This is a genomic window from Pseudoalteromonas sp. MSK9-3 (assembly GCF_003590335.1).
GTDB lineage: Bacteria > Pseudomonadota > Gammaproteobacteria > Enterobacterales > Alteromonadaceae > Pseudoalteromonas.
This window is the reverse complement of record NZ_MIET01000014.1, coordinates 124,632-136,145: the sequence shown is the minus strand read 5'-3', so window position 1 is coordinate 136,145 and position 11,514 is coordinate 124,632. Positions and strand designations below refer to the sequence as shown.

9 protein-coding genes and 1 pseudogene are annotated in these 11,514 nt (G+C 40.5%); 4 read left to right on the top strand and 6 right to left on the bottom strand.

Annotated features, from left to right (window positions below; genetic code table 11):
• Positions 1-556 (top strand): transposase (locus BGP78_RS06490; RefSeq protein ID WP_182912236.1); only part of this gene is annotated, 556 nt, incomplete at its 5' end.
• Between the two features lie 266 nt (positions 557-822).
• On the opposite strand, the gene BGP78_RS06485 is transcribed toward BGP78_RS06490, so the two are convergent.
• The 6 genes and pseudogenes from BGP78_RS06485 to BGP78_RS06455 form a co-directional block, all read right to left on the bottom strand.
• On the bottom strand, positions 823-1,266 hold the full coding sequence (locus tag BGP78_RS06485) for a HEAT repeat domain-containing protein (protein ID WP_119860641.1): 444 nt from the start codon (positions 1,264-1,266) through the stop codon (positions 823-825).
• A 378-nt stretch (positions 1,267-1,644) separates the two neighbouring features.
• A pseudogene (locus BGP78_RS22855) lies at positions 1,645-1,932 on the bottom strand (transposase); the annotation flags it as partial.
• A gap of 212 nt (positions 1,933-2,144) precedes the next feature.
• Positions 2,145-3,119 carry a transposase gene (locus BGP78_RS06475; protein ID WP_119860640.1) on the bottom strand — a complete coding sequence of 325 codons (975 nt, stop codon included), beginning with the start codon at positions 3,117-3,119 and terminating at the stop codon, positions 2,145-2,147.
• 877 nt (positions 3,120-3,996) lie between these two features.
• On the bottom strand, positions 3,997-4,941 hold the full coding sequence (locus BGP78_RS06465) for an RDD family protein (protein WP_119860639.1): 945 nt from the start codon (positions 4,939-4,941) through the stop codon (positions 3,997-3,999).
• 351 nt (positions 4,942-5,292) lie between these two features.
• Positions 5,293-5,979 (bottom strand): tyrosine-type recombinase/integrase, encoded by a 687-nt coding sequence (locus tag BGP78_RS06460; protein ID WP_119860638.1) that lies wholly within the window; start codon positions 5,977-5,979, stop codon positions 5,293-5,295.
• 172 nt (positions 5,980-6,151) lie between these two features.
• Positions 6,152-6,493: a cupin domain-containing protein gene (locus BGP78_RS06455; protein WP_119860637.1), complete on the bottom strand. Its 342-nt coding sequence runs from the start codon at positions 6,491-6,493 to the stop codon at positions 6,152-6,154.
• Positions 6,494-7,095: 602 nt separating this feature from the next.
• On the opposite strand from BGP78_RS06455, the gene BGP78_RS06450 reads away from it, so the two are divergent.
• The 3 genes from BGP78_RS06450 to BGP78_RS06440 all read left to right on the top strand — a co-directional run bounded on the left by BGP78_RS06450 (position 7,096) and on the right by BGP78_RS06440 (position 11,506).
• A complete protein-coding gene (locus BGP78_RS06450) occupies positions 7,096-8,577 on the top strand; it encodes a PfaD family polyunsaturated fatty acid/polyketide biosynthesis protein (protein WP_119860636.1) in 1,482 nt (493 codons plus the stop codon).
• Positions 8,578-8,580: 3 nt separating this feature from the next.
• Positions 8,581-9,687: an ACP S-malonyltransferase gene (gene fabD, locus BGP78_RS06445; RefSeq protein ID WP_259386193.1), complete on the top strand. Its 1,107-nt coding sequence runs from the start codon at positions 8,581-8,583 to the stop codon at positions 9,685-9,687.
• A 79-nt stretch (positions 9,688-9,766) separates the two neighbouring features.
• A complete protein-coding gene (locus BGP78_RS06440; RefSeq protein WP_119860635.1) occupies positions 9,767-11,506 on the top strand; it encodes a carbamoyltransferase C-terminal domain-containing protein in 1,740 nt (579 codons plus the stop codon).
• Positions 11,507-11,514: the final 8 nt, after the last annotated feature.

The following is an 11,514-nucleotide window of genomic DNA, read 5'->3' as shown; positions in this document are numbered from 1 at the left end:
CAACCAGTGGCATAAAGGGCGTCAACAATATCTATTTAACGAATTTGCATTAGCTAAAGTTTGGCGGGCTCAAATGTTAGAGGCAATTAACAGACATACGCGCATTAATTTACCCGCAAAGTACCCTAAGAAGTGGGTGGTTGATTGTCGCAAAGTCGGATTTGGTGATAAAGCCTATCAGTACCTCTCTCGTTATCTATATCGGGGTGTATTGTCTGACAATGACATTGTTCATTACGATGAAAACACCGTCACGTTTAAATATCAAGAGAGTAAAACCAAACAAACAGTAACACGCACTCTGCCTGTGCTTAAGTTTTTATGGCTGATATTACAACATGTCTTACCTAAAGGGCTGCAACGCGTTCGAGACTGTGGCTATTTACGAGGTAATGCCAGTAAATTACGTCAACGCATTCAAATATTACTTATCAATACCAATAATTGGAAAAAACCTAAGAAAAAAGACAAATCCAAAGCCATCCGTATTTGCCCTTGCTGTCAGCATCCAATGCACTGTGAGGGAGTCATTAATCTCTTCTCACGACCGAGTTGATTATCATGGGCAGGAAAAAAGATAATGGCTTAAATCAATCAGAGGAGATGAAGCGCAAAAAATAACGAATTGATATAGATATATTAATTTAACTTCTGAACGCAAGAAGTGCATCCACTCGGCTAAAATAAATGAACGCCGCTACAAATAGAAAAATATATTCATCACTATTTACTATAAATAAGCTATAAAACTCACTTCGGGCTTGTTCAACACCCAGATAAGGTGTCGGCTGCGCGACACCTATCCTTATTTGTTAGCAATATTTAGCCCACCTTTGGCTTGGGTAAAGATTGGAACGAGTTTTCAAGCCATGCATCAAATTTTTTGCCTTTCTCGTATAGCATTACATCGAACATTTCAGGGTCAACGACTTCAAAGTGCTCACGAAACAGGCTTAAATCGAACTCATCCATTTTTTTCTCACGTTTAATACGCTGAAAAATTTTAGTAAAGTCCTTTGGCTTATAGCCGATATTTTTGCGTCCCAACTTAATTGGCTGCCCATTTTTAGTAAACCCTAAACTTTGAGCAATACGAAATGCTTCTTCTTTTACCTTGTAAACCTTGTCATGAAGAGCCAAACGAATAACTACATCTTGTCTCTCACGACAATCTATTGATTTGATTTCTTGCAATGCTGAAAGTCTCTTTTTCCAACTGTTTTTGCAATTCGCTGCTTTAACTAAACCTTTGATTTTACTTTCCAAGCCATTGTTTTCTGAAATTTTATATCCTCATTTTTAAACTATGAAGTTGAATGATATTGCTAACTATTTAGTATTTATGCAGCACGTTGTTTGTGCTGCATAATCGCTTGTTGGACTGAGCCGCTACCTGCTCGGTGTGTCAGAGTTGGTGTTATTTATGCTATGGGAATTTGCTTTTAGTGGCGTAACTTGTCTCGAGCCTATTTTATCGGCTTGTCTTTCGTGATTAAGCAATCCCTGCATTACTCAGTACGTTTTATCCTGCCATTAGAGCTAATTTTCGCCGATTTATCAATGATATTTTCACCGCGCACGCACTTTTCTAGCCCGAACACTTAAGCAGGTTAACGCGTTGATTTAATTCAGCAAGCTCTGCTGCTAACTCGTTCGCGCTAATTTCATTGTCTCTTCACTTGAATTAACCATTTCACTAAATCGTAAGACCCCTATTTTACATACTTCACAAGCCCAATGAGGGGATGGTGACGCAGCTTCCGCCTTTTTCTTCTTCACTTTACATAGATTGGGCCCTTGTGCCTTTATCAACGCTAACTTTCGTTTGCAACATGCATTGGCTAAAAAGCCATAGTGACGAATGCGCATAAACCCTTTTGGCAGCACATGCTGTAAATAGCGCCGTAAGAACTCTCTACAACTCAGTGTCATAAACTGATAACTGACATCCACTTAAAATTGAGTGCAAATGAACAGGCAATGTTCAATCTAAAATATCGTCTAGTTAATAAAATTGAATTAACCACATGTGCTATGAGCTCAAAAATAGAGAAAAGCTGAACTTATACGCAGCAATAAGGCACGCCTACTCCGCCAAGCTATGCTGTATTGGTTATATAGAGATTATCTTGATGAACTAAAAATTAAGCCAGTAACTTTTCACACTGCTTGTAATTAGCCCGCCGTTTTATTTCTAGACTCGCACAATAATTATCAAGCTTGTGAGGCCGACCTACTGCGCCATGGAATACTTTGGTAAATTGTGTGGTGAGTTTTAACCAGTTTTCTGGGGCGATGTTCAATCTTTCTAGAATTGAAGAGTTGATGGGGTTAATAGCGCCACGTTTGTCTGTCCGCATACATCGGCCTGTTAACTCCACCAGTTCTAAATAGGACTTTAATTCAAAGGGTAAACCTTTTGGCATGTGCTTTCGAGGGCTACCTGCAAAACGTGCTAAGTGTTTAGGTTGATTGCCTTCTTTAGCATGTTCACAGCGTGTTTTTACACTGGTGTAGTCTGACGTTTCGGGTGTGTCAGCCATTTTGGCTCTAACTGGGTTTAAATCAACATACGCCATGCAGGCTGCTAGTGCAGCTTCATCAAGTAAAGCTTGTGATTTAAACCGGCCTTCCCAAAACCTGCCTGTACAGCTATCTTCTTTATTCGCTTTTCGGGCAATGCTTTCATTCAGTACCCGCATGAACCAACTGAGACTCGATAAACGTTCTCTAAATTGTTCAATGTCTTTGTTTAAAAAGTATTGCTGTGCTGAGTCTAACCGCTCACCTTGAAGGTACTTGTGAGACAGTATGGTACCTTTAAACAGCTTATGCCATCTGATAATAATCGCTTTATCACTTAGTCTTTTAGCTTTTATATCATCTACATAAAGTACAATATGCGTATGGTTACTCATCACTGCATACGCACACACATCAATACAAAACACTTTGGCAAGTTCTAGCAGTTTGTCTTCTATCCACCCTCTTCTGTGTTCATACGATTGCCCTGTTACTTTATCTTCACCACATAGATAGGCACGACGAACACATCGTGAAATACAATGATAGTATTTGGTATCAGTTAAACTCACTTGTCTTTTTCGTGCTGTGGCCATGAGGGAATTGCCTGTCTTTTAAGCTGAATTTAAAAGATAGGCGATGAATGAAGAACAATCAATTTAGAATGGGTGTCAATTAAAATTCCTTTTCAATTAAAATTCCTTTGAAATACAATGATAGTATTTGGTGTCGGTTAAACTCACTTGTCTTTTACGTGCTGTCGCCATGAGAGAATTACCTATCTTTTAAGCTGAATTTAAAAGATAGGCAATGAATGAAGAACAATCAATTTTGAATGGGTGTCAGTTAAAATTTGTTATTCGCTGATTTATCAATGATATTTTCACCGCGCACGCACTTTTCTAGCCTGAACACTTAAGCAGGTTAACCCGTTGATTTAATTCAGCAAGCTCTGCTGCTAGCTCGTTCGTGCTAATTTCATGGCCTCTTCACTTGAATTAACTATTTCGTTAAATCGTAAAAACCCTATTTTGCACGTCAATTTTGGGTGGGTGTCAGTCAAAATTCTGTTGGGTGGGTGTCTTCTAAATTTTACGACGAAAACAACGTCGCGCTGCGATGGACACTGAATATTTAGATAAGGTGATCAGGGCTTAGCTGTTAACAGAATATTCACGCTCTCGCCCTGTTCTCACGACCGAGTTGATTATCATGGGCAGGAAAAAAATAATGGCTTAAATCAATCAGAGGAGATGAAGCGCAAAAAATAACGAATTGATATAGATATATTAATTTAACTTCTGAACGCAAGAAGTGCATCCTCTCGGCTAAAATAAATGAACGCCGCTACAAATAGAAAAATATATTCATCACTATTTACTATAAATAAGCTATAAAACTCACTTCGGGCTTGTTCAACACCCAGATAAGGTGTCGGCTGCGCGACACCTATCCTTATTTGTTAGATTACGACTACTCCGAACTATTTAACTCTTGAGGGCTAAACTGGTGGTTATAACTATTCCACTTTGATGCAATACCAATATCATAACCATAGGTGAGTGTTACTTGAATCAAGTTTTTGTTTAGTGACTCTGGATAAGTTTTAACTATCAAATGTGCTAATTGCTTAGCAATATCCGAATCTTCAACATTATTTTTATAGAGAAAAGCCTGTGTATTCACATAGGTAGTCGTTGTCGTGCCGGAATCAGACGAAGTAAAAGTAGTTGAGCCTTCTGTAACACCTGCATATTTTACTGATTCGTTACTATTTATTGCTTCCTGAGTAGATAATAAGCCTTTGAAAGGTTTTGATTTAGCTAAGTCGGAAGTAAATACTGGTGCAAGAGCTGCTGCAATGAATAAACCTGCAAGCACAACTAAGTGCGGTTTCCATACAGAAGGTAACTCTTCAGGGCTAACCTCTGCATTTACAACATAAGTATCTACAGCAAGGTCATGTAATGACTGCCGAGTTGCACGGTTAAAAATATATAAGTAAGAAATTGAAAATAAGCCACCAAATATAATAAATGACAACGGATACATTAAGTATGAAAGCATTGCTTCGTTAGTAATTTGTGCTCCATTCAGTGAAAATGGAACTGCAAGAAAGCTATACCTTAAAAATGACTTAGGTAGACTAATAGTTGAATTGGATGAATCTACTACCTTGATATTTAATATTCTCTTACCAATAGTTTGTCCATTTGATAAGGAGCTATTCATAACTCCAAAATATGTAATTGATAAGGCAAAACCAATTAATCTTCCCCAGCCACCGAGCTGAACAAAGATATCTTCAAGGAATAAACCAACAACATACCCCAAAATACCTAAAACAAGAGTGTCAATAAACAGGGCGCCGATTCTTCTCCAGAACCCGCAAATCCATTTTTCTTGTACTTCTTCCAAAATTTAATCCTTACTACAATATTTAAAGTAATCTAACAATTTAGTATTTATGCAGCACGTTGTTTGTGCTGCATAATCGCTTGTTGGACTGAGCCGCTACCTGCTCGGTGTGTCAGAGTTGGTGTTATTCATGCTATGGGAATTTGCTTTTAGTGGCGTAACTTGTCTCGAGCCTATTTTATCATCTTGCCTTTCGTGATTAAGCCATCCCTGCATTACTCAGTACGTTTTATCCTGCCATTAGAGCTAATTTTCGCTGATTTATCAATGATATTTTCACCGCGCACGCACTTTTCTAGCCTGAACACTTAAGCAGGTTAACCCGTTGATTTAATTCAGCAAGCTCTGCTGCTAGCTCGTTCGTGCTAATTTCATGGCCTCTTCACTTGAATTAACTATTTCGTTAAATCGTAAAAACCCTATTTTGCACGTCAATTTTGGGTGGGTGTCAGTCAAAATTCTGCTTAATCGAGAATAGAACATCCAGCCTGTAGAATGATACATTTTCCAGTAGCAACGTAACTGCTTCAATACACTCTCTGGCACAACAACGTAACGTGATTTATCTCCTTTACCCTGCTCAATTAAAATGGTTTTTCGTTTACCGTCTATGTCTGTAACTTCAATGCGTAATAGCTCACCAATACGTAAACCACAGCCATAACACACGATAATTAGCGTCTTTAATCGCATGTCTGTGCAGCTTTCTATCAGCCGTTGTATGTCGCTACGAGATAAATAAATGGGTGCTCGAGACTTCGCTTTTGGTAAGGTAATATCTAAGTTCAATGGCCGATGTAAAATGTGCTTAAACAAGAACCAAATACTGTTTATCTGTAACTTTTGGCTTGCCCGAGAAAGCTTGCGGATCGCCGGATCTTGAAAGAATGAATTCAACTCTTCATCTGTAATTAAATCCAACGATTTATTAAAGTAATTTCTGAGTTTAAGTAAGTGCGCGCAATAGCTTTTACTTGTTCTTTGTGAATAACCTCGATAGGTTATTTCTGCCTTGACCTGTTCAATGAGTGTATGCATTTTTGACCTCTAAGTTGTGAAATAACTCAGAGAAAGTGTGGCTCAAATGCTGAGAATAGAATCTCCGCGTAGCGGCTTAGTTCAACGCCCAATTAACAGGCAAAAAATGGTTGGCTAAAATAGCGACGAAGGAGCAAAAGCCAACTGTTTTTTGTCCTTGTTGAATTTCTTGTTATATTTCAATTCGATCACCGTGACTTGGTGGTGTCGATGTTACTGTAAATACTAAATCAATTTCGTGCTGGTTACTTAATTGATGCCTTGAACCAGCAGGGATATGAATACCTTCATTTGGTTTTACTCTGAAGGTTTTCCCCTCAAGTTCCATAGTTGCAATACCAGATAAAATAAAAAAGAATTGCTCTGCTTTGGTGTGAAAATGACGAGATTCAGAACAACCAGAAGGCACTCTTTCTTGGATTACACTTAGGTTTTCAGATTTTACAAGATGCCAACCGTCGCACTGGTTTCCCCAAGTGTAATGCTCGGCTAATTTATTGCTAGTGACTGCCAAAAGTGCTCCTTGAAATATAACTATTTAGTATTTATGCGGCACGTTGTTTGTGCTGCATAATCGCTTGTTGGACTGAGCCGCTACCTGCTCGGTGTGTCAGAGTTGGTGTTATTTATGCTATGGGAATTTGCTTTTAGTGGCGTAACTTGTCTTGAGCCTATTTTATCGGCTTGTCTTTCGTGATTAAGCCATCCCTGCATTACTCAGTACGCTTTATCCTGCCATTAGAGCTAATTTTCGCCGATTTATCAATGATATTTTCACCGCGCACGCACTTTTCTAGCCCGAACACTTAAGCAGGTTAACGCGTTGATTTAATTCAGCAAGCTCTGCTGCTAACTCGTTCGTGCTAATTTCATAGTCTCTTCACGTGAATTAACTATTTCGTTAAATCGTAAGACCTCTGTTTTGCATACTTCACACGGCCAATGACGGGGTGATGACGCTGCTTCAAACTTTTTTAGTCATAAGTAACAAGTCGACTTTTATTGGTTTTGCCTACGAATTATACGTGTCCCTAATACAGTCCAAACTTCTCCATTATCTTTCCATATTTGTAACTCACTATTGCGCGTAACCAGATAAATCATGTTTAGGTACCCATGTCTTCACCTGCCAATTCAGTCGCTGAAATTACCCACACCCAATGCGAGCGCTTTAATCCACAGACCGCATTAAGGCCAACATCTGCGTTGTGCATTCCGCCTGAAAATTTAGGGTCTACTGAGTTTAAACGCGCTTATGGTGTTAAGTATGCCTATATTAGTGGCGCGATGTATCGTGGGATTGCGTCAAAAGAATTGGTCGTAGCCATGGCGAAAGCAGGATTCATGGGGTTTTTAGGCACTGGCGGCCAGTCTCTTTTAACTATTGAACAAGATATTATTGCGATACAAAATACGCTTACACCAGAACATGCTTACGGCCTCAATTTAGTCTGTAACATTGAGCGCCCTGAACATGAACTTGCATTAGTAGAGCTGTATTTAAAGTATCAAGTTAGGTGTATCGAAGCCGCCGCGTTTATATCAATTTCCCCTGCGCTAGTGCTGTATCGCCTTGCAGGGCTATACCGAGATAGCCACAATCAAGTGGCCTCTAAAAACAAAATAATCGCCAAGCTATCTCGCCCTGAAGTAGCCAATGCCTTTTTACACCCTGCGCCTGAGCATATCGTAAAGCAACTCCTTAACAGCGGTAAAATCACCGCTGAGCAAGCGCATCTTAGCCAGTTTATTGCCATGTGTGATGATATATGCGTTGAATGCGATTCAGGTGGGCACACAGATCGCGGGCAACCAACGGTGTTATTGCCAGCGATACGAACACAACGAGACGCCCTTTCACAAACATTAGGCTTTACGCAACGAGTACGTATTGGCCTAGCTGGCGGTATTGGTACACCCACCTCCGCAGCTGCGGCATTTATTATGGGCGCTGACTTTATTGTTACAGGGTCTATTAACCAATGCACTGTTGAGGCAGGTACCTCGCCATTGGTAAAAGAGATGCTTCAAGGCATTAATGTACAAGACACCGACTATGCCCCCGCTGGCGACATGTTTGAAATGGGTTCCAAAGTACAAGTCCTAAAAAAAGGCGTATTCTTTCCCGCTAGAGCCAACAAGTTATATCAAATATATCAGCAGTATGACGATCTTGACGCACTCCCAATAACCTTGCAAACCCAGCTGCAAACTAAGTTCTTTAAACAAAGCTTTACTGAAATATGGCAAGAAGTCGTTGATTATTTAACTAACACCAATCGCCTAGACGAAATCAACAAAGCCGAGACCGATACCAAGTACAAAATGGCACGGATATTTAAATGGTATTTTGCAAAGAGCATGCAATTTGCATTTGCGGGCACCGCTCATGAACGTGTTAATTTTCAGGTACATACCGGCCCAGCATTAGGGGCGTTTAACCAGTGGGTTAAAGGGTCAGATTTAGAACCATGGCAAAATCGTTATGTTGCTGACATTGGGCTAAAGCTGATGCAAGAAACCGCAGAGCTGCTCAGTGAAAAAACACAGCTTTTATTAGCTATGAGCGAATGCTCTGCAATCGAAAAGGCCCAATAACCTATGAGCGCACAACACATGAATACGTATTTATTCCCAGGTCAAGGCTCACAGTACACAGGTATGGGAAAAGCACTATTTGAACGTTTTCCTGAGCTTACACAGTCTGCCAGCGATATATTGGGCTACTCTATTAGCGAACTGTGCACTGTTGATCCGCACAATCAGCTAAACCTAACTCAATATACACAACCGGCTCTCTTTGTTGTGAGTGCATTGGCTTATTTACAACACACACAAACAGGCCCATGTAAGGCAGATTTTGTTGCTGGGCATAGCCTTGGTGAATTTGCCGCACTTTATGCTTCGGGCGCGCTCAGTTTTGAGACGGCGCTAAAGCTGGTCGTTAAGCGTGGGGCGTTAATGAGTGCCGCGCCTAAAGGGTCAATGGCGGCCATCATTGACGTTAATAGCGATAAACTGCTCGATTGTTTACGTACTGAACAGCTACATGCCATTGATATTGCTAACTTTAATTCAAACAATCAATTGGTTATTTCTGGGTTGAGTGATGACATTACTCGCTCTGAATATTACATCAGTAAATTGGGTGGGCGCTTTATTAAACTCAATACCAGTGGTGCATTTCATTCGCGCTATATGAGTACTGCAAAACAAGCATTTGCTGATTATATCGACACTGTCGCATTTGCCTCGATGAATATACCCGTTATCGCCAATGTCACGGCAAAACCACACTCCTCAACCGACCTAAAACACAATCTGATAGAGCAAATAACCAGCCCAGTAAAATGGACTCACACAATTGAGTATTTATTGGCACAAGGCAATATGCAGTTCACTGAGCTTGGCCCAAAGAAAGTGCTCACTAAATTGGTAAAAGACATTGAGCAAGGTTATACCCCTCAACAGTCAGCTCATCCCGTTGCCAGCCAAGTCGCGTCTTTGAGTCCACAACAAAAAATAGCACATTGGAATGCGCAATACGGTGTCGGCAGCGCCGTTAAAGTTTGTCAAAAACACGCGCCCTATCATATGCAAAGCTTTGTCACGCGTTCTCACGCACAGTTACTTTTTGGCCACAGGCCCGTGGTATATCTCCAAGGCCAGTTAGGCTATTTCGCACTCGACGATTTGACGCCAATTTAACGCATAAGCAACAACACATTCGCGCTTTTAGAACCGTATTCTAAGGCTAAACAGACATACATTACTTTGGTACACAACGATGAAATATTATATTGGCTTAGCAACATCCTTTCATGATCCAGCACTTGCTATTGTTGATGCGCATGGCAAAGTTATTTTTGCCGAAGACGCTGAGCGGTTTTTACAATACAAAAGGGGGTTATATTGCCTTCCTGACAATCCTTATTACATCGAAGAAATACTCAAAGAATATTGCCCCGACTGCACCGAGCTTGTGATTGCTAAAACGTGGAGTAAAGGCAGAGAGAAAGCCTCTAATATTTTGGAAAACATTGCGCTCAGTGTATTAGAAACCTTCTCTTTTAACATTGACGTGAATACCAGAGACATCAAAGATCAGTTTTATTTTGCACGGGCATCACAAGCCGCCGGTGGCAGAACATTATCGCGTTTTTTTGAGGCCTCTTGTCGAAATTATATTGTGGGTAACTACCGTAAAAAGCCCGCTACCGATATACGCTATTTCGATCATCACCTAACCCATGCTGCAAACGCATGTTTTAACAGCCCGTACGACGAAGCGTCATGCTTAGTGGTTGATGGTATGGGTGAAAAAAGCAGTATTGACTATTTTACTTATAAAAATGGGGTTATTACCCCTGCGCCGATTAAAGTAAAACGCTCGTTTAAAAGCTTGGGACTGTTCTACACCATCATCTGTGAAAATCTTGGCTTTGATCCCCTCAAAGGAGAAGAGTGGAAAGTCATGGGCTTAGCCCCGTACGGTAAAAAAGATGAAAAAGTCTATGAATTATTACGCGCTTCACTGCAAGTAAAAAATGGTAATTTTACGGTGCCAAAAAACCTCAACGCCATCATGAAAGAAATAAAAAGTATGGCCAGAGAACCCGGTGAATCTGTAGAACAATATAAAGACTTTGCCTATACAGGCCAGCTGGTGTTTTGCGAAATTTTTATGGATTTAATAAACGCAATTTACGACTATGCTCCCTCTAAAAACCTGACAATTTCAGGTGGTTGTGCGCTTAACTCATCGTTTATGGGCACTGCATTAGCACAATCAAAGTTTGAGAATATTTACGTACCGTCAGCCCCTGCTGATAATGGTAATGCAATTGGTGCAGCCTTGCTATGTTATCAACAAGATCACCCTCAGTGGCAACCGAGTAAGCAAATTCAATCACCGTATACCGGATGCAAAATAAAACAAAAATCACTCGATAAGCTCGCCCAATATAGTCATTTAAAAATCACCGATCACGGCGACCAAGTGTATAAAAAAACCGCTGAGTTTTTAGCGCAAGGTAAAATTATAGGCTGGGCACAAGGCCGAGCTGAATTTGGGCCTCGCTCACTGGGTAATCGCTCTATATTGGCCAACCCATGTTTGAGCGACATGAAAGACATTATTAACGCCCGCGTTAAATTTCGCGAAGAGTTTAGGCCTTTCGCCCCCTCTATTTTGCATGAATATGGCGAAGAGTACTTTGAAGACTATCAAGAATCGCCTTACATGGAACGCACCTTGGTATTTAAAGAATCGGTCAGAGATAAAGTCCCTGCGGTCGTACATATTGACCATACCGGCCGCCTACAAAGTGTTAAAAAAGAGTGGAATGCCCCCTACTACAACTTAATCGACAGCTTCAGAGAGATCACTGGCGTACCTATATTATTAAATACCAGTTTCAACATTATGGGGAAACCCATCGTGCATTGTGTAGAAGACATGCTGGCGGTCTTTCTGATGTCAGGTATAGATGTGCTGGTGATCAATAACACCATTTACGAAAAATAACAGTACTA

What these genes read in the sequence shown, in the direction of transcription:
- BGP78_RS06475 (WP_119860640.1), bottom strand. Translation starts at nt 3,119, where the DNA reads ATGGCCACAGCACGAAAAAGACAAGTGAGTTTAACTGATACCAAATAC.
- fabD (WP_259386193.1), top strand. Translation starts at nt 8,581, where the DNA reads ATGAGCGCACAACACATGAATACGTATTTATTCCCAGGTCAAGGCTCA.
- BGP78_RS06460 (WP_119860638.1), bottom strand. Translation starts at nt 5,979, where the DNA reads ATGCATACACTCATTGAACAGGTCAAGGCAGAAATAACCTATCGAGGT.
- BGP78_RS06440 (WP_119860635.1), top strand. Translation starts at nt 9,767, where the DNA reads ATGAAATATTATATTGGCTTAGCAACATCCTTTCATGATCCAGCACTT.
- BGP78_RS06450 (WP_119860636.1), top strand. Translation starts at nt 7,096, where the DNA reads ATGTCTTCACCTGCCAATTCAGTCGCTGAAATTACCCACACCCAATGC.